Raw genomic sequence first — 21,382 nt, 5'->3', positions numbered from 1 at the left:
GATGGGCGCCGGTCACGCGCACAAGCTCTACCGGCACGCGCATTCCCCCGTCCACGCCCTCCCCCCGCACTGCAAGATCGCCGCGGTCCTCGCGTTCGTCCTCACGGTCGTGGCGACCCCGCGCGAGGCCGTGTGGGCCTTCGGCCTCTACGCCCTGCTCGTCGCGGCCGCGGCCGCGACGGCCCGCATCCCGGCCGGCTTCCTGCTGCGCCGCCTGCTGGTCGAGATCCCGTTCGTGGCGTTCGCGCTGCTGATGCCGTTCGTCGTGCCGGGGGAGCAGACGCGCGTGCTCGGGCTGTCGCTCAGCGAGCCCGGCCTCTGGGGCGCCTGGAACGTCCTGGCCAAGGGCACGCTCGGCGTCGCCGCGTCCGTCCTGCTCGCCTCGACGACGGAGCTCCGCTCGCTCCTCCTGGGCCTGCAGCGCCTGCGCATGCCCCCGCTCCTCGTCCAGATCGCCTCCTTCATGATCCGCTACGGGGACGTGGTCACCGACGAGATGCGCCGCATGCGCATCGCCCGCGAATCGCGCGGCTTCACGGCGCGCGGCGTGCGCCACTGGGGTGTCCTGGCCCGGTCCGCGGGCGCGCTGTTCATCCGCTCGTACGAGCGCGGGGAGCGGGTCCATCTGGCGATGGTGAGCCGGGGGTACGCGGGGACGATGCCGGTGCCCGACGAGGTCGCGGCGACCCGTACGCAGTGGGCGTACGCGGCGGCCCTCCCGCTGGCCGGGCTGGCGGTCTCCCTGGCGGCGTGGGCGGCGACGGCCGGCCTGCCCTGGACCGCCGGCGACTGACCCACTCCGTGCCCCGGCCCGTCCCGCCTCGCCCCGCCCCGCCCCGCCCCGACCAGAAGGACCCCCATGACCGCCGCCCCGTCGTCCCCGCCCTCCTCTCCGTCCTTCTCCCCGCCCTCCCTGGAGGTGTCCGGCCTGGCCTACGCCTACCCCGACGGCCACCAGGCCCTCTTCGGCGTCGACCTGGCGGTCGCCCGCGGCGAGCGCGTCGCGCTCCTCGGCCCGAACGGCGCCGGCAAGACCACCCTCGTCCTCCACCTCAACGGCATCCTCGGCGGAGGCCTCGGCCGCGTCAGCGTCGCCGGCCTGCCCGTGGAGAAGCGGAACCTCGCCGAGATCCGCCGCCGCGTCGGCATCGTCTTCCAGGACCCCGACGACCAGCTGTTCATGCCGACCGTCCGCGAGGACGTCGCCTTCGGCCCGGCGGCGGCCGGCCTGCGGGGCGCCGAGCTGGCGGCGTGCGTGGAGAAGGCCCTGGCGCGCGTCGGCATGGCCGGCTTCGCGGACCGCCCGCCGCACCACCTGTCCTTCGGCCAGCGGCGGCGCGTGGCCGTGGCGACCGTCCTGGCGATGGAGCCCGAGATCCTCGTCCTGGACGAGCCCTCGTCCAACCTCGACCCGGCCTCGCGCCGCGAGCTCGCGGACGTCCTGCGCTCCCTCGACGTGACGGTGCTCATGGTCACGCACGACCTCCCGTACGCCCTGGAGCTGTGCGAGCGGTCCGTCGTCCTCAGCGAGGGCGTCATCGCGGCGGACGGCCCGACCCGCGACCTCCTGTGTGACGAGGACCTCATGCGCGCGCACCGCCTGGAGCTGCCGTTCGGCTTCGACCCGCGAACGGTGAGGCCGGCACGGCCGGTACGGCCGGAGGCGGGCGCCCGCGGCGCCTCCGGAAGGTGACGGATCCGCCGGGTCCCTCCCACCCCGGTCTACGCGCATTGACGGACGCGTTGCACCATGGTGGAGGAATTTGCGGCAATCGGCACAGGAGCAGGCAACAGTGGTGGACGTCCAGGGCACGGTGGCGGACGGTTTCGAACCGGTCCGGGACGCCTTCGCGGAGAACTTCGCCCGGCGCGGCGAGCGGGGTGCGGCCGTCGCCGTCTACCGCGACGGGCGCAAGGTCGTCGACCTGTGGGGCGGCGCCCGGGACGCCGACGGCAACGGCGACGAGGAGCCGTGGCGGCGCGGCACCGCGCAGATCGTCCGCTCCGCCACGAAGGGCGTGGCCGCGGCGGTCCTGCTGCTCCTGCACCAGCGCGGACAGGTGGACCTGGACGCGCCCGTCGGCACGTACTGGCCCGAGTTCAAGGCAGCCGGCAAGGAGCGGGTGCTCGTCCGGCACCTGCTGTCGCACCGCGCCGGCCTGCCCGCGCTCGACGTGCCCCTCACCCCGGCGCAGGCCGTCGACGGCGTCAGCGGCCCCGCGGCGCTGGCCGCCCAGGCCCCGGCGTGGGAGCCCGGCACGGCGCACGGCTACCACGCGCAGACGTACAGCTGGCTGCTCGGCGAGCTGGTCGAGCGCATCACCGGGCGCTCGATCGGCCGCTGGATCGCCCAGGAGGTGGCCGGTCCGCTGGGCCTGGACCTGTGGCTGGGCCTGCCGGAGTCCGAGCAGCAGGCGGGCCGGGTCGGGCGCATCGCGGACATCGAGGCGCCGGCGGCCCCGTCGTCGGCGGGGCTCCGGGTGCGCCCGAAGCAGTCCGTCACGGACGCCTACCGCGACCCGGAGTCCCTGACGCGGCGCGCCTTCGCGGCGATATCCCCGGCGGCGGACGAGAACGACCCGGCGTACCGCGCCGCCGAACTGCCCGCCTCGGCGGGCATCGCGACGGCGGACGCGCTCGCCCGCTTCTACGCGTCCCTGATCGGGGACGTGGACGGCGTACGGCGCCTCTTCGCACCGGCGACGCTGACGCTGGCCCGCACGGAGGAGTCGGCCGGGCCGGACCGGGTCCTGGTCGTGAACACCCGCTTCGGCCTGGGCTACATGCTCCACAGCCCGTCCTCGCCCCTCCTGGCCCCCGGCTCCTTCGGCCACCCGGGCCGCGGCGGCTCCCTGGCCTTCGCGGACCCGGAATCGGGCGTGTCCTTCGGCTACGTCACGAACGGCATGCAGAAGAACGTCACGGCGGACCCCCGCGCCCAGTCCCTGGTACGAGCCCTCGCAAAGGCGCTCGCCTCGTAGGACCGCGGGCTGCTCCCGGCCGGTCCTCTTCTCCTCCGGGCGGTGGGCGCCTACGGTATCCACCCATGCAGCCCGTGCAACCCCCGGCGCCCCTGCCGCGCTTCGGCGGCTACGCCGTCCTCGTCACCGGCGCGGGCCGCGGCATCGGTGCCGCCACCGCGCACCGCCTGGCCGCCGAGGGCGCGCGCGTCCTGGTCACGGATCTCGACGGCGACCGCGCCGCCCGTTCCGCCGCCCGCATCCGCGCGGACGGCCTCGCCGCGGAGGCGCTGGCCTGCGACGTGGGCGACCGGTCGGCCGTCGAAGCGGCGGTGGCGCACGCCGTGGAGCGGTTCGGCGGCCTGGACGTCCTGGTCAACAACGCGTATTCGTTCCACCGCGACCCCCCGCTCGTGGAGGACGTCACCGACGACGCCTGGTCCCGGGACCTGGACATCACCCTGACCGGCGCGTTCCGTTGCGTACGGGCGGCCATGCCGCACCTGGCCGCCGCGCGGGACGGCCGCGGGGCGGTCGTCAGCATCGGCTCCGTCAACGGCGAGCAGGACTACGGCAATTTCGCCTACAGCGCCGCGAAGGCGGGCCTGGCGGGCCTGACCCGGACCCTGGCCGGGCAGTGCGCGGCCCGCGGCGTGCGCGTCAACCTGGTCGCCCCCGGCACGGTCCGCACGCACGGCTGGGACGACCGCCCCGGCGCGCTGGAGCGGGCGGCCCCGCTGTATCCGCTGGGGCGGGTCGGCGAGCCGGAGGACATCGCCGCCGCGGTCGCCTTCCTCGCCTCGCGCGACGCCGCGTGGATCACGGGCGTCACCCTCCCCGTGGACGGCGGCATCCTCATCGGCAACATCGGCCTGCAGCAAGCAATCAGAGCGGAGTGACACCCGGAAGAAGGGTCGTCGCCGCCCGCGCCGTCACCTCGCGTGCAGCATCATCCCGATCCCCGCCACCATCAGCCCCGCCGCAGCGATCCGCGGCGCCCCGAACCGCTCCTTGAAGAACAGCGCCCCGATCGCCGCCCCCACCAGGATCGACGATTCCCGCAGCGCCGAGATGGGCGCGAGGTCTGCGCGCGTCTGCGCCCACAGCACCAGCCCGTACGCGGCCACCGACAGCGTCCCGCCCAGCAGCCCGCGCACCGCGAACGGCCTGACCTCCGCCACGAAGACGCCCCGCCGCGCCACCATGGCGTACAGCGGGATGGGCGTCCCCTCCAGGATCATCAGCCACGCGATGTAGCCGAGCGGCGTGCCCGAGGCGCGGACGCCCAGGCCGTCGACGACCGTGTACGCGGCGATGGCCAGCCCCGTCGCCCCGGCGGCCACGACGGCCGCCCACTGGGGCCGGGTCCCGGAGCCCCGGATGCCCCACACCGCGAGCCCGACCAGCCCGGCGGAGGCGACGGCCACGCCCGCCGCCTGCCAGCCGCCGGGCGTCTCCCCGGCGAAGGCGGCGGCGAGGACGGTCACCGCGAGCGGTGCGGTGCCGCGGGCGATCGGGTACATCTGCCCGAAGTCGCCGAGCGTGAATGACCGCATGAGCAGCATCTGGTAGACGACGTGCAGGACGGCGGACGCCAGCAGGTACGGCCAGGCCGCCCCGTCCGGCAGCGGTACGAATCCCGCCATCGCCAGCCCGCACACCGCCCCGCCGGCCCCGACGAGCGTGAAGGCGAGGAGCTGGTCCTTGATGCCGTGCGCGATGGCGTTCCAACTGGCGTGGGTGACGGCGGCTATGAGGACGGCCGCGGCGACCAAAGGGGTCATGACCCTCGACGCTAGCGCTGCGTGCGGGGGGCACGCGATGTTGCGTGCCTCACGCCGTCGTCGCGGCCGTGCTCCGTCCCGCCCGCTCGACGAGCAGCCAGCCGGCGGCGCACATGGCGACGGTGACGGGCGCGGTGACGCGTACGGCGACGAGGACGGCGGAGTGCCCGTCCAGCAGGCCGCCGAAACCCACCATGGACAGCCCGAGCACGCCGAAGAGCGTGAGCGTGACCCCGAGGGCGGCGGCCGGTCCGGTGCCGCGGCGTACGGGGGTGGCGGGGCCGGCGGGGGCCGCGGCGGCAGGGGCCGCCGGAGCCGCCGGGCCCGGCGGCTGCTCGGCCTTGCGGAAGACCGCGACCAGGAGCGCCGTGAGCACCGCGGCGGCCGCGATGCGGAGCGGCACCTGCAACCACCAGGCCGCGCCCGCCGGTTCCGGCAGGGGCACGTGCAGCGCCAGCATCGCCCCGTACACGCCGAGCATCGCCGTGAGGTGCCACAGGAACGCCGTCATCGCCACGCCGTTCGCGGCGATGACGGTGCGCCAGACGCGGGGCCGGGCCACGAGCCGCGTCATCGGGCCGCGCAGCAGCTCGACCGCGCCGATCAGCCACATGCCGTGGCAGAGCAGGGCGGCGGTGGGCGGCGCCATGTTGCTGATCCTCTCGCCCGGCATGCCCACCATGGACAGCGGGTACGGGCCGAGCGCCACGAGGGCGACCGCGCCCGCGAGACCGGCCGCGGCGAGCGCCCACGGCACGCGGAGGCGCAGGCGTCCGTCGGCGCGCAGGAAGCCGAGCTGGTGGACGGCCAGCCAGACGAAGCCGAAGTTGAGGAACTCCACGTACGGGACACCGGCCGCGAACCGCAGCACGTCGACGGCCGCGGCCGCGGCGACCAGGGCGGCGAAGGCGCCCCAGCCGTACCGCTCGTGGAGGCGGAGGAGCGGCGGCGTGAAGGCCACCATGGCGAGGTAGATGCCGATGAACCACAACGGCTGGGCGACGAGACGCGCCGCGACGTCCGCGAGGGCGCCGCCGTGGCCGCTCAGCTGGAGGGCGAGCGCACCGGCGCCCCACACGGCGACGAAGAGCATCGTGGGCCGCAGGAGGCGCTGGAGGCGGGCGCGCAGGAAGAGCGCGTACGCGGGGCCGCCGGCCCGGCGCGCCAGGGAGCGGTAGGAGAGCGCGTGGGAGAAGCCTCCGACGAAGAAGAACACCGGCATGATCTGCAGGGCCCAGGTGAGCAGTTGCAGCTCCGGCTCGACCGCGAGCAGGTTGCCCACGGCGGCGCGGCCGTCGTCGTCCACGGTCACGGCGGCCATGAGCCAGTGCCCGAGCACGACGGTCCCGAGGGAGGCCACGCGCAACAGGTCGATGACGCGGTCGCGCGCCCCGGGCGTGGCCGCGGCGAGCTCTCGCACACTGATCTTCTGTCCCATACGGCCACCATCGGGCGCGGCCGGGCCACGACACCACCGCCGGGGTACTCAGATCGCAACTGAGTACCCCGCACGAAGAGCCCGCCGGTCACGCAATCATCGACCGGGCGCCGTCGCGGCGGAAGGAAAAGGCCCGGCACGAAGGCCCCCGCAGGGGCCGGCGCGCTACGACGCCCTCAGGACCGCCGCCACCACCGGGCCCGCCGAGTCGCCGCCGTGCCCGCCCTGCTGGACGTAGGCCGCCGCGGCCACGTCGCCGCGGTACGCGCTGAACCAGCCGTTCGGCTTGGCCTGGCCGTCGACCTCCGCCGAGCCGGTCTTCGCGCCGATGTCGCCGCCGAGCCCGGACATGGCCCGGGCGCCCGTGCCCGACGTCGCCGTCAGCCGCATCATCGAGCGCAGCTGCTCCGCGACCGGGCCGGGCAGCGCGCGCGGCGCGCGGGCGAGCTGCCTGTTGTCGAGGGACGGGTCGACGATGTAGGGCTGGTGGAAGGAGCCGGCGCGCACCGTGGCGGCCATGGAGGCCACGTTCAGCGTGGACATCTGCACCTTGCCCTGCCCGATCATCGCCGCGGCCTTGCCCGCCCCGGACTCGGCCGGCACGCTGCCGTCGAACGTGGCGAGGCCCGTCTTCCACTCCAGCCCGAGCCCGAAGACGTCCCGCGCCTCCGCCGCGAGCGCCCCGTCGCCGACCTCGCCGGCGAGCGAGATGAAGGCGGTGTTGCAGGAGGCCGCGAAGTCCTGCGCGAAGGTGGCGCCGGGGTTCTCGCTCTCCTCCACGTTGTGGAAGCGCATCCCGTACGTGGCGTACTTCGGGCAGGGCAGCGGCTTGCCGGGCGCGGCCTTGCCCTGTTCGAGCAGCATCGCCGACGTGATGATCTTCATCGTGGAGCCGGGCGCGGTCTGGCCCATCAGCGCGGTGTTGAACTCGGTCTTCCTGGAGTTGGCGACGGCCAGGATCTCGCCCGTGCTCGCCTTGACCGCGACGACGGACGCGTCGGCGTGCCGCTCGACGGCGGACTCGGCCGCCCGCTGCGCACCGGCGTCGAGCGTCGTCCTGAGCGTGGCGGGCTTGCCCCGCGAGACGACGTGCAGGGTCCTGGGGGCGATCCCCGCCAGGGCCGCGGCCTCCGCCCCGCCCTCCGGCACGGCCTGCACCTCCAGGCCGGGCTCGCCGCCCGCCTCCTCGCCGAACCGCTTGCGCAGCTGCGGCAGGACGGACGCGAGCGAGGGGTAGTCCTTGGCGTCCAGCTTCGTGCCGTTCCGGTCGACGGCGTCGACCTGCGGGGCCGCGCCCGCGTCGGTCCTCAGGGTCTCGTTGCGCGCAAGCTTGGGGTGGACGACCGAGGGCTGCCAGTCGACGAGCGCCTGCCCGGTGCTCTTGCCGCGGACGACTTCGAGCGAGGAGTCGTACGTCCAGGTCGAGCGCTGCTTGCCGTGGGAGATCTCGGCGCTCACGGAGAACGGCACCTTGGCGCCCTCCGGCGTGCCCGGCTTCAGAGCCACCTTCTCCACGTGGACGGTCTCGCGGTAGCCGGTGAGCGCGGTGGTCGCCGCGGCCGTGTTGTCGGTGAGGCGGGCGGCCTTGGCGGTGTCGCCGGACTCCCAGGCGGCGAGGAAGTCGCGCGCCGTCGTCCTGATCTCGTCCGCCGTCGGCGGCCCGGTTCTCAGCGGGGCGGGTTTCCCGTGCGCGCCGGTCGAGCCGTCACCCGCCACGGCGTCCACGAGGTTGTACGCGCCCATGCCGGCCGCTCCCACCATGGCCGCCGCCACGACGCCGATGGCGATCTTCGCACCCTTGTGCATGTGTCAGCCCCCTCCGAGCCCCCCGGACCGCCGGGCCCCCCAGGCCCGGGCCTCGGCCCGGTTTAATCATCCGATTAAACCTCTGCGTCGGCACTGTACGGGAAGGGTGGGGCGAGAGGGGGCGAAATGGCTGGAACCGGCCCCTCGGTTCAGATCCAGGAGTCGAACCACATGCGGTTCCGCCACGCCTCTATCGGAATCGCGTTCCCGGTGTAGATCGGCCAGAAGTAGATGAAGTTCCACGCGATCAGCAGCACCAGCGTGCCCGCACCGACCGCGCCCGCCACCCGCCGCCGCTCCGAGGACCCCGGCGGCCCCAGGAGCGCGCCGATCATCATGGCCAGCGCCAGGCACAGGAACGGCAGGAACACCACCGCGTAGAAGACGAAGATGGTGCGTTCCTGCCACATGAACCAGGGCAGGTACCCGGCCGCGACACCGCACAGCACCGCGCCCGCACGCCAGTCGCGCCGCAGCGCCCACCGGTAGAGCAGGTACAGCAGCGCGAAGCACGCCGCCCACCACAGCAGCGGGGTGCCCAGCGCGAGCACCTCGCGCGCGCACTTGTCGGCCGCGTCCGCCGGGCAGCCGTCCTCACCCGGCTTCGGCGACTCGTAGAAGTACGAGACCGGGCGCGCCTGGACCAGCCAGCTCCACGGGTTGGACTGGTACGTGTGCGGCGAGGAGAGCGTGGTGTTGAAGTCCCACACCTCCTGCTCGTACTTCCACAGGCTGCGCAGGGGGTTGAGGACCCCGGCGAGGAAACCGTCCGCGCTGTGGCCGCCGTCGTTCTCGGCCCAGTGCCGGTAGTAGCCGCTGTGCTGCCAGCCGTCCTTCTCGCTGTACGTGCCGCTGTTGACGAACCAGCCCGTCCACGACGCCAGGTAGACGCCGATCGCCACCGGCACCGTCGACAGGAACGCCCACGGCACGTCGCGCCGCAGCGCCGAACGGAAGGGGCGGCGGGCCCCCGCCGCCCGCCGCGCGCCCGCGTCCCACAGGACGATCATCAGGCCGAACGCGGCCAGGTACACCGCGCCGTTCCACTTCGTGGCGCACGCCAGACCCAGGAACACGCCCGCCGCGATGCGCCACGGGCGCAGGCCCAGGCGCAGGCCGTCACCGACCGCGTCGTCCGGGCGCGGCACGCCGTCCTCGCCGGCCGGCAGCGCCGCGGCCAGGCGGGCCCGCGACCTGTCCCGGTCCACCAGCACGCAGCCGAACGCGGCCAGCACGAAGAACATGAGCACCGAGTCGAGCAGCGAGGTGCGGCTCATCACGAAGTGCAGGCCGTCCACGGCCATCAGGGCGCCGGCCAGGCAGCCGAGGAAGGTGGAGCGGAAGAGGCGGCGGCCGATGCGGCACAGCATCAGCACGGACAGCGTGCCCAGCAGCGCCACCATGAAGCGCCAGCCGACCGGGTTCAGGCCGAAGAGCCACTCGCCGGCGCCGATGACCCACTTGCCCATCGGCGGGTGCACCACGTAGCCCGGCGCGTCCGGGACGTCCGTCCAGCCCGCGATGACCTTGTCGTTGATGTCGTCCGGCCACTTCGCCTCGTAGCCGTACTTCCACAGCGCCCACGCGTCCTTGGCGTAGTACGTCTCGTCGAATATCACGGCCTTGGGGCTGCCCAGGTGCCAGAACCGGATCAGGCCCGCGAACAGGGTGACCAGCAGCGGGCCGGTCCACCCCGACCAGCGCGCCAGCCGCTGCGCCGCGTCCGGGCGCAGGCCGAGCGTCGCCCACACCCGCGTCCCCGGCTCGGGAAAGGGCGGTACGAGCCGCGCCCGCACATCCGGCTGCGGCCGGGCCGCGTAGCCGAACCGGCGGAGTCTGAGCTGCCATGGTGGCGGTCGCTCATCTGCCGTCTGGCCCTGCGGGGCGTGGGTCGCGGTGTCACTGGTCACCGCGCCATCGTAGGGAACGACCCTGTCGGACGGCGGATCACGTAGGGGCATGTTCCCGGAGGGCGCGGCGACGAGGCGGGCCGGCCGTCTTCGCCGCCGGGCAAATCGTCCCCGCCGCGACGGCGACGAGCCCCACCGGGGTGTCCGGCGGTGCCGGACCGAGCCGCGGGTGGCCCCGGCGCGCCACCGTGACCCGGGCGCGGCCTGCGAGGATGGGAGGCGTGACTGGAACGCTCGTACTCGCAGGTACCCCCATCGGCGATGTCGCCGACGCCCCTCCGCGGCTCGCCGCCGAGCTCGCCGCCGCCGAGGTGATCGCCGCCGAGGACACCCGCCGGCTGCGCAGGCTGACGCAGGCGCTGGGGGTGCACACGACCGGCCGGGTCGTCTCCTACTTCGAGGGCAACGAGTCCGCCCGGACGCCCGAGCTGGTGGAGGCGCTGGCGGGCGGCGCCCGCGTTCTGCTGGTCACCGACGCCGGCATGCCGTCCGTCTCCGACCCCGGATACCGGCTCGTCGCCGCCGCCGTGGAGCGCGACATCAAGGTCACCGCGGTGCCCGGGCCGTCCGCCGTGCTCACCGCCCTCGCCGTCTCCGGCCTCCCCGTCGACCGCTTCTGCTTCGAGGGCTTCCTGCCCCGCAAGGCGGGCGAGCGCCTGGGCCGGCTCCGCGAGGTCGCGGCCGAGCGCCGCACGCTCGTCTACTTCGAGGCCCCGCACCGCCTGGACGACACCCTCGCGGCCATGGCCGAGGCCTTCGGCCCGGACCGCCGCGCGGCGGTCTGCCGCGAGCTGACGAAGACCTACGAGGAGGTCAAGCGCGGCCCGCTGGAGGACCTGGCCGCCTGGGCCGCCGAGGGCGTGCGCGGCGAGATCACGATCGTCGTGGAGGGCGCCCCCGAGCCCGGCCCGCAGGACCTGACCGCCGAGGAGCTCGTGCGCCGCGTGCGGGCGCGCGAGGAGGCGGGCGAGCGCCGTAAGGAGGCCATCGCGGCCGTAGCTGCGGAAGCAGGTCTACCCAAGCGCGAGGTCTTCGATGCGGTCGTGGCGGCAAAAAATGCGCCATAACAGGCCCCACCGCAAGGTAAAGGGATAATCTGAAAAGCAAAGCTTAGGTCTGGCAGCCTGGCACTTTGGGCAGTGCGACGCCAAGTTTGTCCCAATTCGGGGGATAGGCTGCTGCGTCTTCGCCGGGAAGGGCGTTCCCTGGATGTGGGACGTCCGGTCCCGGAGAGACTTGTCCTCAGGACAAGAGGAGCTGCCATGAGCGAGATCGCAGGAACCTCGAACGGTGTCCACTCGATAGCGGCCACCGCACCCCCCGCCGTGCCCGGGACCGAGACGGCGCACGAGTCGTACTCCTTCGCCTGCATGCGGTGCGGCCACGGCTGGGAGCAGTCGTACGAGATCGAGCACCACACGGACGCCGAGGGTCGGCCCTTCGTCATCTACTACGCGGACGGCGTGCGCGTGCCGTCCCCGCTGACCCGCCCCACCTGCGTGAACTGCGGCGAGCACGTCGTACGCATCATGCGGTCCGGCCGCGTCTCCCTGATCGCGGACGTCCTGCACCGGCCCGCGCACGAGGTTCCGGCCACGCAGCAGGCCCCCGCGGGGCCGCTCCACGCGGGCGGGCCCGAACCGTGGCACCGGGAACGGCTCCCCCGCGCCGAGCACCCCGAGAGCCCCGAGCCCGGTGAGCCCGGACGGGAACACCACTGGCACCTCTCGGATCTCCTCCACCCGGTCCGGGCCTACCGGGAGCACCACCGCTGACGGTCGCGGGCGCTGCCTAGAATCGCTCGCATGGCGTCAACAGCATCGAACAGCAGTGGCAAGGCCGGCGGCGGCAAGAATGACAAGGACGCCCCTCCGCCGCTCCCGGCCCCGCTCAACGTGCCTGTCGCCGATTCGCACACGCACCTGGACATGCAGTCCGGGTCCGTCGAGGACGCCCTCGCCAAGGCCGCGTCCGTCGGTGTGACCACCGTCGTCCAGGTCGGCTGCGACGTGGCCGGCTCCCGCTGGGCCGCGGAGACCGCCGCCGCCCACGACGGCGTCTGGGCCACCGTCGCCCTGCACCCCAACGAGGCGCCCCGCATCGTCCACGGCGACCCCGACGGCTGGTCCCGCCAGGGCGCCCGCCCCGCCGGCGGCGACGCCGCGCTGGACGCCGCCCTCGCCGAGATCGACGCCCTCGCGGCCCTGCCCCACGTCCGCGGCGTCGGCGAGACCGGCCTCGACTTCTTCCGCACCGGCCCCGAGGGCATGGCCGCCCAGGAGTACTCCTTCCGCCGCCACATCGACATCGCCAAGCGCCACGGCAAGGCCCTGGTCATCCACGACCGCGACGCCCACGCCGACGTCCTGCGCGTCCTGGACGAGGAGGGCGCGCCCGACGCCGTCGTCTTCCACTGCTACTCCGGCGACGCCGCCATGGCGAAGGTCTGCGCCGACAGCGGCTACTACATGTCCTTCGCCGGCAACGTCACCTTCAAGAACGCCCAGCCGCTCCGCGACGCCCTCGCCGTGGCGCCGCTCGACCTGATCCTCGTCGAGACCGACGCGCCGTTCCTCACCCCCGCCCCCTATCGCGGACGGCCCAACGCCCCGTACCTCATTCCGGTCACGTTGCGCGCCATGGCGGGCTTCAAGGAGATCGGCGAGGATGCGCTGGCCACAGCCGTAGCGGCGAATACCGCGCGGGCATTCGGCTACTGACGGTCACTCCGCACCCCCTCCCGTCGCGACACCGTGTGATGATCCGACTTTGGAGAGTGATGCTCCCTCCGCTACAGTCCCGGGCCGAAGCCCGACCCAGGGGAGCGTCACGTGACTCATGCACAGGGCAGCCCCCGCGCCGCACGCAGCGGTGCGGCGGAAGCACCGCCGTACGACCCGTATGACCCCTACGGTCCGTATGCGCCGTACGACCCGTACGATCCGCACGACGGCCGCTACGACCTGTACGCCGCCTACGTGGCCCCCGTCGGGCCCTACCCGATATACGAGCCTGTCCCGGTGCCGGTGCCTGCGGGCGGTACGCCCGGCGTCGCCGGTGGCCCCGGCTCGTACGACCCGTTCCTGCCCGAGCCCCGCGAGGGGGTCACCTCGCCGGCCGGCACCGGTCACGAGCGGCCCTACGAGGCGCCTCACCTGCCGCGGCAGCCCGTCAGTCCCGTCGGACCCGCCGGTTCCGTCGGTCCTGTCGGCCCTGCCGGTCCCGCCAGGGAGGCGTACGACGGGGCTGCGGCGGACCTGCTGCCGGACGCGGGCGCAGCCGTGGACGCCGCGGATCCCGCCGCGGACGAGCTCCCCGCCGCTCCCCGCCGCGCCGGCGGCCGCGGCCGCAAGCGCCCCGGCGACCGGCCCGACGCCCTGCGCCGGCTGCTCCCGCAGGCCCTCGTCGTCGCCTTCCTGGCCGGCGGCACCTCCGCCTTCGTCGCGGACGACAAGACCGTCCGCCTCAACATCGACGGCACCTCGCACGAGCTCCACACCTTCGCGGACGACGTCGACGAGCTCCTCGCCGACCAGGGCATGACCCTGGGCGAGCACGACGCCGTCTTCCCCGGCCACGGCCACGACCTCGCCCGCGGCGACGAGATCACCATCCGCTACGGCCGCCCCGTCACCCTCACCCTCGACGGCGAGCACCAGCGCATGTGGACCACCGCCCGCACCGTCGACGGCGCCCTGCGCCAGCTCGGCGTGCGCGCCGAAGGGGCCTACCTGTCGACCGACCGGTCCGCCGCCATCGACCGCGACGGCCTGGACCTCCACGTCCGTACGGAGCGCACCGTCACCTTCATGGCCGACGGACGCGAGCGCACCATCCGCACCAACGCCGCCACCGTCCACGAGGCCATCGAGCAGGCCGGCATCACCCTCCACGGCGAGGACACCACCTCCGTCAGCCCCGACAGCTTCCCCCGCGAAGGCCAGACGATCTCCGTCATGCGGATCACCGGCAGCGAGGAGGTCCGCGAGGAGCCCATCGACTTCACCACCGAGCGCCACGACGACCCGGACCTCTTCAAGGGCACCGAGGTCGTCGCCCAGCGCGGCGAGAAGGGCGTGGAACGCATCACGTACGCCCTGCGCACGGTCAACGGCGTCAAGCAGAAGCCCAAGCGCATCGCCTCCGAGACCGTCCGGCAGCCCCGCACCCAGATCGTCAAGGTCGGCACCAAGGCCCGGCCCGTATCGGTGCAGAGCTCGGACGGCCTGAACTGGGAAGGGCTCGCCCAGTGCGAGGCCGGCGGGCGCCCGAACGCCGTCGACCCCTCCGGCACCTACGGGGGCCTCTACCAGTTCGACACCCAGACCTGGCACTCCCTCGGCGGCACCGGCCGCCCCCAGGACGCGCCCGCCGCCGAGCAGACCCTGCGGGCCAAGAAGCTGTACGTCAGCCGGGGGGCGAGCCCGTGGCCCGTGTGCGGCCGTAAACTTCACGGGTGAGCTCCAGCCCCAGTACAGACGAGTCCGGCGCCCTGCTCGGCCCTGCCGACATCCGCGAGCTGGCCGCAGCCCTCGGGGTCCGCCCCACCAAGCAGCGCGGCCAGAACTTCGTGATCGACGCCAACACGGTCCGGCGCATCGTCCGCACCGCCGAGGTCCGGCCCGACGACACCGTCGTCGAGGTCGGCCCCGGCCTGGGGTCCCTGACCCTCGCCCTGCTGGAGGCCGCCGACCGGGTCGTCGCGGTCGAGATCGACGACGTGCTGGCGGCGGCCCTCCCGTCGACCATCGCCGCGCGCATGCCGGAGCGGGCGGACCGCTTCTCGCTCGTCCACAGCGACGCGATGCAGGTCCAGGAGCTGCCGGGACCGCCGCCCACCGCTCTGGTGGCCAACCTGCCGTACAACGTCGCCGTGCCGGTGCTGCTGCACATGCTCGACCGCTTCCCGAGCATCGAGCGCACGCTGGTGATGGTCCAGGCCGAGGTCGCCGACCGGCTCGCCGCCCGGCCCGGGAACAAGGTCTACGGCGTGCCGTCCGTCAAGGCCAACTGGTACGCGGAGGTCAAGCGTGCCGGTGCGATCGGGCGGAACGTCTTCTGGCCGGCGCCGAACGTCGACTCGGGGCTGGTGTCGCTGGTGCGGCGCGACAAGCCGATCGAGACGACCGCGACGAAGGAAGAGGTCTTCGCGGTGGTGGACGCGGCGTTTGCCCAGCGGCGGAAGACGCTGCGGGCGGCGCTGGCCGGCTGGGCCGGTTCCCCGGCCGCGGCGGAGGCCGCGCTGGTTGCGGCCGGGATCTCGCCGCAGGCGCGGGGGGAAGCGCTGACGGTGTACGAGTTCGTGGCGATCGCGGAGAACAAGCAGGGCTGAGGCGGGTGCCGTCTTCCGGCGGACGCTCGCATCCCCCGTACGATCGTGCGTGACCCCGTCCCGTATGACCCGAGGAGCCCGCTCCGTGTCCGTGACCGTTCGCGTCCCCGCCAAGGTCAACGTCCAGCTCGCGGTGGGCCCGCTCCGCCCGGACGGCTTTCACGACCTGGCCAACGTCTTCCTGGCGGTCGGCCTGTACGACGTGGTCACGGTGACGCCGGCGGACGAGCTGCGGGTGACGTGCTCGGGTCCGGACGCGGACAAGGTCCCCCTGGATCCCTCCAACCTGGCGGCACGGGCGGCGCTGGCGCTCGCTGAGCGGCGTGGGCGCGAGGCGAATGTTCACATTCACATTGAGAAGGACATCCCGGTCGCGGGCGGCATGGCGGGTGGTAGCGCGGACGGTGCGGGCGCGCTGGTCGCGTGCGACGCGCTGTGGGGCACGGGTGCCTCGCGCGAGGAGCTGCTGGAGATCTGCGCCGAGCTGGGCAGTGACGTGCCGTTCAGTCTGGTGGGCGGGACTGCGCTGGGGCGGGGGAGGGGCGAGCTCCTGACGCCGGTCGAGACGGGTGGCACGTTCCACTGGGTGTTTGCGGTTGCGGACGGTGGGCTGTCGACCCCGGCGGTGTACGGCGAGTGCGACCGTCTGCGGGGTGACTCGTTCGTGCCGGAGCCTGACCCGTCCCCTGCGTTGATGGACGCACTACGGGCGGGTGACGCGGTGGCGCTGGCGGGTGCGGTGAGCAACGATCTGCAGGCGGCGGCCGTGTCGCTGCGGCCGTCGCTGCGCGCGACGCTGGACGCGGGCACGGAGGCGGGCGCGCTGGCCGCGATGGTCTCGGGCTCCGGCCCGACGACGGCGTTCCTGGTGAGCGACGAGGCGGAGGCCGAGAAGGTCGCGGAGGCGCTGCGCGTGTCCGGTACGTGCCGGGCGGTACGGGTGGCGGCGGGGCCGGTGCCCGGGGCGACGATCACTGTCGGTTAGGCTCTGCGATTCCGCGCCCCGATGCGGGGCGCCCGAATCGGGGGTTTCACCGTGGCGACTCCGCCGCCCTATCAGCAGCAGAATCCGTACCAGGGCCAGAACCCGTACGGCTATCCCGCGCCGGGACATGCGCCCGCGCCCGGCCCGATGCCTGCGGGGCCCACGTGCCGCATGTGCGGCGGGTTCCCGGCCGTCGAGGCGACGATCCGGCAGCACCAGGGCATCCTCATCATGATGCGCTTCCTGCACGTGAAGGGGCCGTTCTGCCGGAACTGCGGTCTCGCGGTGGAGCGGGACATGACGGGCAAGACGCTGTGGCAGGGCTGGTGGAGCCCGTTCTCCCTGGCCATCTTCACGCCGTTCACGCTGATCTGGAACATGACGGTCCGTTCGAAGCTGAACCAGCTGCCCCCGCCGACTCCTGCACAGATGCCCGCTCAGGGCTCCGGCCAGCAGTGGCTCTAGTTCACCCTCTCACCCGTTCGGGCGGCGGAGCCGCCCTCGGGTAGGGCTACCCCCACCCCCGTTTCACCTGCTGATCCCATGGGGCGAAACGCTCCGCGTCCCTAGCGTTTAACCCCGTGATGGGCAAGCTCGCAGCGCGGTCGCTGCGCTACAGAATCGGCGGTTTCACCGCCACCTTCCTCGCGCTGTTCATCGGCGCCACGCTCGTCATGGCCTGCGGAGGCCTGATGGAGACCGGCATTCGTAATGTCGCGCCTCCTGAGCGACTGGTGGGCGCCGACCTGCTCGTCACGGGGGACCGTACGCACGAGGCCGCGACCAGCGGGAAGCACAAGAACAAGACGCCGCTGCCGGAGCGGGTCGACCTTCCCGCTGCCCTCGTGGACAAGGCGCGCGCCGTGCCCGGCGTCCGGTCCGCCACCGGCGAGCGGACCTTCGACGCCGCCGTGCTCGGCGCCGCCGAGGTCAAGGTCCAGGCCCACGGCTGGGAGTCCGCCGCCCTCACCCCGTACGGGCTGACCGCGGGCAGCGAACCGGTCGGCCGCAACGACGTCGTCCTCGACACGGCCACCGCCCGCCGCGCAGGCGCCACGACCGGCAGCCGTATCCGTATCGCCGCGCACGGCAGCACGGCCACGTACACCGTCAGCGGCATCGCCCGCGCCCGCGCCGCGGTCCCGCAGGCCACCCTGTTCTTCTCCGCGACGGAGGCGGCCCGGCTTTCCGGGCGCCCGGAGAGCGTTGCGGACATCGCCGTCACTCTCGCCCCCGGCGCGCGCCTCGATGACGTCCGCAAGGGCATGGAAGAGGCCTTCACCGGGAATCCCGTCACTCTCCTCTCCGGTGACGACCGGGGTGCCGTGGAGCACCCCGAGGTGGTGCAGGGCGGCGAGGACCTGATCGCCCTCTCGGGTGTCGTCGGCGGGCTCGTCATCCTTGTCGCAGCGTTCGTCGTCGCCGGGACCGTGGCCCTCTCCGCGTCGCAGCGGAGCCGCGAGCTGGCCCTGCTGCGGGCGATCGGTGCGAGTACCGGTCAGCTCCGGCGGATGCTGCTCGGGGAGACGCTCATGGTCATGGTGCTGGCGGGCGCCGCGGCCTGGCCCGCAGGGCCCGTCGTGGGGCGCCGGCTCTTCGACACGCTCGTCGGGAGCGGCATGGTCGCGGACACGGTCCGGTTCAGCCAGGGCTGGATCCCGGCGATGCCCGCGTACGGGGCGCTGCTGCTGACCGCCGTGGGCGGCGGACTGCTCGGCAGCGCGCGGGCGGTGCGGGCGAAGCCCGTGGAGGCGCTCGGGGAGGCGGCCGTGCAGAAGCCGGGCCTGCACCCCGTGCGGATCGCCGCCGGGCTGCTGTTCCTCGCCGGGACGGTCGCCCTGGCGCTCGTCACGGCACTGGTCCTGCGCGGGCCGGTCGCGGCCAGCACCGCAGGGCCGACGGTCATGTGCTGTGCCATCGCGCTCGCCCTCCTCGGCCCCTGGTTCGCGAAACTCGTCACTCTCCTCCTGCACTGGCCCGTGCGGGTCCTGACCGGGCCCTCCGGCCGTCTCGCCGCTCTCAACTGCCGTGCCCGTACGGCGAAGGTCGCCGCGATCGCGACGCCGGTCATGCTGGCCAGCGCCATCGCCACCGGGAACCTGTACCTGCAGACGACAACGGCCGCGATCGCCGACCGGGCGTTCGCCGACAACCTGCGGGCCGACGCCGTCCTCACCTCCGCCGCGGGCGGGGTGGATCCGGCGCTGCCGGCCCGCGTGCGGGCGCTGCCGAGCGTCGCGGGGGCCGGCGCGTACGTGACCAGCAGGGCGTACACCGAGAAGCCGCACGACGGCCAGGAGAACAAGAAGGGCCTGCCCCTGCAGGGCGTGAGCGCGGAGGGCGTCGGGCAGACCCTCGCGGTCAAGGCGAGCGCGGGCAGCCTGGACGGCCTGCGCGGCAACGCGGTCGCCCTGCCGGAGACCGTGGCGCACCGCATGCACCGCACCGTGGGGGACACGATCACCCTGCGTCTGGGCGACGGGGCGCGGGCGGACGTACGGATCGTGGCGCTGTTCAAGGGGCGCGAGGGGTTCGACACGGCGCTGACGAGCGTGGAGCTGCTGGCGCCGCACACGACGGCCGGGCTGCCGGCGCAGCTCCTGGTGCGGGCGGCCGGTGACCGCGGCCGGCTGATGGCCGACCTCGGCGCGCTCGCCGAACGGTACCCGGGGCTGAAGGTCGCCGGGCGGGACGCGGTGACGGCCGCGCAGGCGGAGAGCAACCGTACGCAGGCGTCCGTGAACTACCTGATCATCGGGATGCTCGTGGCGTACACGGCGCTGTCGGTCGTCAACACGACGGCCGTCGCCGTGGGGAACCGCCGCAAGGAGTTCGCGCTGCAGCGGCTCACGGGGGCCACGCGGGGGCAGGTGCTGCGGATGATGACGGTGGAGGGCGCCCTGGTGGCCCTGGTCGGTCTGCTGCTCGGCGGGGCGGCCGCGGCGAGCACGCTGGTGCCGTTCGGGTACGCGCTGGGCGATGCGGGGGCGATCTCGGGGCCGCCGTCGATCGCCCTGACGGTGATCGGCGCGGGGCTCGGCCTCACGCTGGCCGCCACGCTCGTCCCCACGTGGTGGGCGCTGCGGTCCCGGCCGGTGGAGGCGGCCCGGGCCTGACCCGCGGGAGACGTTTCCCGGCATGGGATCCTGGAAGCCAGGAACCCCACACAAGGAGCGGCATGGCAGCCAACCTCGTCAATCTGGAAGCCGTCGACAAGGTGTACGGCACCCGTGCACTGCTCGACGGCATCTCCCTCGGCGTGAACGAGGGCGACCGGATCGGTGTGGTCGGCCGCAACGGTGACGGCAAGACCACCCTGATCCGGATCCTCGCCAAGCTGGAGGAGGCGGACAAGGGCCGCGTCACGCACGCCGGCGGCCTGCGCCTGGGCGTGCTCACGCAGCACGACTCGCTGGACCCGGCCGCCACGATCCGGCACGAGGTCATCGGCGACCTCGCCGATCACGAGTGGGCGGGCAGCGCGAAGATCCGCGACGTGCTCACGGGCCTCTTCGGCGGGCTGGACCTGCCGGGCTTCGCCGACGGCCTGGACACGGTCATCGGCCCGCTGTCGGGTGGCGAGCGCCGCCGCATCGCGCTCGCGAAGCTGCTGATCGCCGACCAGGACATGATCGTCCTGGACGAGCCCACCAACCACCTCGACGTCGAGGGCATCTCCTGGCTCGCGGGCCACCTGCGGGCGCGCCGCTCGGCGCTGGTGTGCGTCACGCACGACCGCTGGTTCCTGGACCAGGTCTGCACGCGCATGTGGGACGTGCAGCGCGGTGTCGTCCACGAGTACGAGGGCGGCTACAGCGACTACGTCTTCGCCCGTGCGGAGCGCGAGCGCATCGCCGCGACGGAGGAGGCCAAGCGGCAGAACCTGATGCGCAAGGAGCTCGCCTGGCTGCGCCGCGGCGCCCCGGCCCGCACGAGCAAGCCGCGCTTCCGGATCGAGGCCGCCAACGAACTGATCGCGGACGTGCCGCCGCCGCGGGACAGCGCCGAGCTGATGAAGTTCGCGAGCTCGCGGCTGGGCAGGACGGTCTTCGACCTGGAGAACGTGACGATCCAGGCGGGCCCGAAGGTGCTCATCAAGCACCTGACCTGGCAGCTGGGCCCGGGCGACCGGATCGGCCTGGTCGGCGTCAACGGCGCGGGCAAGACCTCGCTGCTGCGGGCGCTGGCGGAGGCCGCGGGCAGTGAGGGCGAGAAGCAGCCGGCGGCGGGCAAGGTCGCGGTCGGCAAGACCGTCAAGCTGGCGTACCTCTCCCAGGAGGTGGCGGAACTCGACCCGTCCAAGCGGGTGCTGGAGGCCGTCCAGCAGGTGCGCGACCGCGTCGACCTCGGCAAGGGCCGGGAGATGACGGCGGGACAGCTGTGCGAGAAGTTCGGCTTCACGAAGGAGAAGCAGTGGACGCCGGTCGGCGACCTCTCCGGCGGTGAGCGCCGGCGCCTGCAGATCCTGCGCCTGCTGATGGACGAGCCCAACGTCCTGTTCCTCGACGAGCCCACCAACGACCTGGACATCGAGACGCTGACCCAGCTGGAGGACCTCCTCGACGGCTGGCCGGGCTCGATGGTCGTCATCAGCCACGACCGGTACTTCGTGGAGCGCACCACCGACCGCGTCTTCGCGCTCCTCGGGGACCAGGCGCTGCGGATGCTGCCGCGCGGCCTGGACGAGTACCTGGAGCGGCGGCAGCGCGTCATCGAGGCTGCCGTGCCCGCCGTCGCTCCGGCCGCGGCCGCGGCGAGCGCCGTGAAGCAGAAGTCGGCCGGTGACGCGCGCGCGGCGAAGAAGGAGCTGCAGAAGATCGAGCGCCGCCTGGACCGCATCAGCGAGCAGGAGGCGAAGCTGCACGCGCGGATCGCCGAGCAGGCGACCGACTTCGAGGCGGTGGCCGAGCTGGACGCGGAGCTGCGGGAGCTGGCGGGCGAGCGCGAGGAGCTGGAGCTGCGCTGGCTCGAACTGGCGGAGGACGCGTAGGCCTTGCCGGCGGTCACCCGAGCGGGGCGGTTCCGGTCGCCGGGCATGCCGCCGGGCGCCCCCGGCAGGTCAAGGATGCGTTCGCATCCTTGAATCCGCCGCGGCGGTTCGAAGGGTGGTGTGACCACCCTTCACGTGCCTGGCAGGCGGATGGTTGTGCGGCACCGGCAACAGTCT

17 protein-coding genes are annotated in these 21,382 nt (G+C 73.7%); 13 read left to right on the top strand and 4 right to left on the bottom strand.

All coding sequences use genetic code 11. The features are described from left to right. Position 1 precedes the first annotated feature (1 nt). The 4 genes from cbiQ to ACFPP6_RS26300 all read left to right on the top strand — a co-directional run bounded on the left by cbiQ (position 2) and on the right by ACFPP6_RS26300 (position 3,859). Entirely contained in the window at positions 2 to 793 is a 792-nt protein-coding gene (gene cbiQ / locus ACFPP6_RS26315; RefSeq protein WP_382047095.1) for a cobalt ECF transporter T component CbiQ, read from the top strand. A 66-nt stretch (positions 794 to 859) separates the two neighbouring features. Continuing rightward, complete coding sequence (locus ACFPP6_RS26310) at positions 860 to 1,693, top strand: energy-coupling factor ABC transporter ATP-binding protein (protein ID WP_382047093.1); 834 nt, start codon at positions 860 to 862, stop codon at positions 1,691 to 1,693. Positions 1,694 to 1,793: 100 nt separating this feature from the next. Beyond that, positions 1,794 to 2,981, top strand: coding sequence for a serine hydrolase domain-containing protein (locus ACFPP6_RS26305; protein ID WP_382047090.1), 1,188 nt, complete (start codon positions 1,794 to 1,796; stop codon positions 2,979 to 2,981). A 65-nt stretch (positions 2,982 to 3,046) separates the two neighbouring features. Further along, positions 3,047 to 3,859 (top strand): SDR family NAD(P)-dependent oxidoreductase, encoded by an 813-nt coding sequence (locus ACFPP6_RS26300; RefSeq protein ID WP_382047087.1) that lies wholly within the window; start codon positions 3,047 to 3,049, stop codon positions 3,857 to 3,859. Between the two features lie 33 nt (positions 3,860 to 3,892). On the opposite strand, the gene ACFPP6_RS26295 is transcribed toward ACFPP6_RS26300, so the two are convergent. The 4 genes from ACFPP6_RS26295 to ACFPP6_RS26280 form a co-directional block, all read right to left on the bottom strand. Then, a complete protein-coding gene (locus ACFPP6_RS26295) occupies positions 3,893 to 4,744 on the bottom strand; it encodes an EamA family transporter (protein WP_382047085.1) in 852 nt (283 codons plus the stop codon). 49 nt (positions 4,745 to 4,793) lie between these two features. Continuing rightward, on the bottom strand, positions 4,794 to 6,182 hold the full coding sequence (locus tag ACFPP6_RS26290) for an acyltransferase family protein (protein WP_382047083.1): 1,389 nt from the start codon (positions 6,180 to 6,182) through the stop codon (positions 4,794 to 4,796). Between the two features lie 165 nt (positions 6,183 to 6,347). Further along, positions 6,348 to 7,988 carry a penicillin-binding transpeptidase domain-containing protein gene (locus tag ACFPP6_RS26285; RefSeq protein WP_382047080.1) on the bottom strand — a complete coding sequence of 547 codons (1,641 nt, stop codon included), beginning with the start codon at positions 7,986 to 7,988 and terminating at the stop codon, positions 6,348 to 6,350. 149 nt (positions 7,989 to 8,137) lie between these two features. Then, complete coding sequence (locus ACFPP6_RS26280; RefSeq protein WP_382047077.1) at positions 8,138 to 9,949, bottom strand: dolichyl-phosphate-mannose--protein mannosyltransferase; 1,812 nt, start codon at positions 9,947 to 9,949, stop codon at positions 8,138 to 8,140. A gap of 161 nt (positions 9,950 to 10,110) precedes the next feature. Here ACFPP6_RS26280 and rsmI point away from each other — a divergent pair, with 161 nt between their 5' ends. From rsmI to ACFPP6_RS26235, 9 genes are all read left to right on the top strand, one after another. Beyond that, the gene (gene rsmI, locus ACFPP6_RS26275; protein ID WP_382047074.1) at positions 10,111 to 10,965 is read left to right on the top strand and encodes a 16S rRNA (cytidine(1402)-2'-O)-methyltransferase; all 855 of its coding nucleotides are present in this window, start codon (positions 10,111 to 10,113) and stop codon (positions 10,963 to 10,965) included. Positions 10,966 to 11,160: 195 nt separating this feature from the next. Beyond that, positions 11,161 to 11,673: a hypothetical protein gene (locus ACFPP6_RS26270; protein WP_382047071.1), complete on the top strand. Its 513-nt coding sequence runs from the start codon at positions 11,161 to 11,163 to the stop codon at positions 11,671 to 11,673. Between the two features lie 30 nt (positions 11,674 to 11,703). Then, positions 11,704 to 12,618 (top strand): TatD family hydrolase, encoded by a 915-nt coding sequence (locus ACFPP6_RS26265; RefSeq protein ID WP_382047068.1) that lies wholly within the window; start codon positions 11,704 to 11,706, stop codon positions 12,616 to 12,618. Positions 12,619 to 12,729: 111 nt separating this feature from the next. After that, complete coding sequence (locus tag ACFPP6_RS26260) at positions 12,730 to 14,358, top strand: ubiquitin-like domain-containing protein (protein ID WP_382047065.1); 1,629 nt, start codon at positions 12,730 to 12,732, stop codon at positions 14,356 to 14,358. Beyond that, positions 14,355 to 15,230 (top strand): 16S rRNA (adenine(1518)-N(6)/adenine(1519)-N(6))-dimethyltransferase RsmA, encoded by an 876-nt coding sequence (gene rsmA, locus ACFPP6_RS26255; RefSeq protein ID WP_382047062.1) that lies wholly within the window; start codon positions 14,355 to 14,357, stop codon positions 15,228 to 15,230. Before ACFPP6_RS26260 ends, rsmA begins: the two co-directional genes overlap by 4 nt. A 64-nt stretch (positions 15,231 to 15,294) precedes the next feature. Then, a complete protein-coding gene (locus tag ACFPP6_RS26250) occupies positions 15,295 to 16,215 on the top strand; it encodes a 4-(cytidine 5'-diphospho)-2-C-methyl-D-erythritol kinase (protein ID WP_382047059.1) in 921 nt (306 codons plus the stop codon). Positions 16,216 to 16,266: 51 nt separating this feature from the next. Continuing rightward, complete coding sequence (locus tag ACFPP6_RS26245) at positions 16,267 to 16,680, top strand: hypothetical protein (RefSeq protein WP_382047057.1); 414 nt, start codon at positions 16,267 to 16,269, stop codon at positions 16,678 to 16,680. 119 nt (positions 16,681 to 16,799) lie between these two features. Further along, positions 16,800 to 19,331 (top strand): ABC transporter permease, encoded by a 2,532-nt coding sequence (locus tag ACFPP6_RS26240; RefSeq protein WP_382047054.1) that lies wholly within the window; start codon positions 16,800 to 16,802, stop codon positions 19,329 to 19,331. A 62-nt stretch (positions 19,332 to 19,393) separates the two neighbouring features. Then, positions 19,394 to 21,205: an ABC-F family ATP-binding cassette domain-containing protein gene (locus ACFPP6_RS26235; RefSeq protein ID WP_382047051.1), complete on the top strand. Its 1,812-nt coding sequence runs from the start codon at positions 19,394 to 19,396 to the stop codon at positions 21,203 to 21,205. The last annotated feature ends 177 nt before the right edge of the window (positions 21,206 to 21,382 follow it).

Origin of the sequence: Streptomyces aureoversilis (assembly GCF_042657885.1) — a bacterium.
In the GTDB taxonomy this organism is placed as follows: domain Bacteria; phylum Actinomycetota; class Actinomycetes; order Streptomycetales; family Streptomycetaceae; genus Streptomyces; species Streptomyces aureoversilis.
The sequence above is the reverse complement of the archived record's forward strand: the minus strand, read 5'-3'. Positions and strand labels throughout refer to the sequence as shown.

What these genes read in the sequence shown, in the direction of transcription:
- cbiQ (WP_382047095.1), top strand. Translation starts at nt 2, where the DNA reads ATGGGCGCCGGTCACGCGCACAAGCTCTACCGGCACGCGCATTCCCCC.
- ACFPP6_RS26310 (WP_382047093.1), top strand. Translation starts at nt 860, where the DNA reads ATGACCGCCGCCCCGTCGTCCCCGCCCTCCTCTCCGTCCTTCTCCCCG.
- ACFPP6_RS26300 (WP_382047087.1), top strand. Translation starts at nt 3,047, where the DNA reads ATGCAGCCCGTGCAACCCCCGGCGCCCCTGCCGCGCTTCGGCGGCTAC.
- ACFPP6_RS26295 (WP_382047085.1), bottom strand. Translation starts at nt 4,744, where the DNA reads ATGACCCCTTTGGTCGCCGCGGCCGTCCTCATAGCCGCCGTCACCCAC.
- ACFPP6_RS26290 (WP_382047083.1), bottom strand. Translation starts at nt 6,182, where the DNA reads ATGGGACAGAAGATCAGTGTGCGAGAGCTCGCCGCGGCCACGCCCGGG.
- ACFPP6_RS26285 (WP_382047080.1), bottom strand. Translation starts at nt 7,988, where the DNA reads ATGCACAAGGGTGCGAAGATCGCCATCGGCGTCGTGGCGGCGGCCATG.
- ACFPP6_RS26280 (WP_382047077.1), bottom strand. Translation starts at nt 9,949, where the DNA reads ATGCCCCTACGTGATCCGCCGTCCGACAGGGTCGTTCCCTACGATGGC.
- rsmI (WP_382047074.1), top strand. Translation starts at nt 10,111, where the DNA reads ATGGGAGGCGTGACTGGAACGCTCGTACTCGCAGGTACCCCCATCGGC.
- ACFPP6_RS26270 (WP_382047071.1), top strand. Translation starts at nt 11,161, where the DNA reads ATGAGCGAGATCGCAGGAACCTCGAACGGTGTCCACTCGATAGCGGCC.
- ACFPP6_RS26265 (WP_382047068.1), top strand. Translation starts at nt 11,704, where the DNA reads ATGGCGTCAACAGCATCGAACAGCAGTGGCAAGGCCGGCGGCGGCAAG.
- ACFPP6_RS26250 (WP_382047059.1), top strand. Translation starts at nt 15,295, where the DNA reads ATGACCCGAGGAGCCCGCTCCGTGTCCGTGACCGTTCGCGTCCCCGCC.
- ACFPP6_RS26240 (WP_382047054.1), top strand. Translation starts at nt 16,800, where the DNA reads ATGGGCAAGCTCGCAGCGCGGTCGCTGCGCTACAGAATCGGCGGTTTC.
- ACFPP6_RS26235 (WP_382047051.1), top strand. Translation starts at nt 19,394, where the DNA reads ATGGCAGCCAACCTCGTCAATCTGGAAGCCGTCGACAAGGTGTACGGC.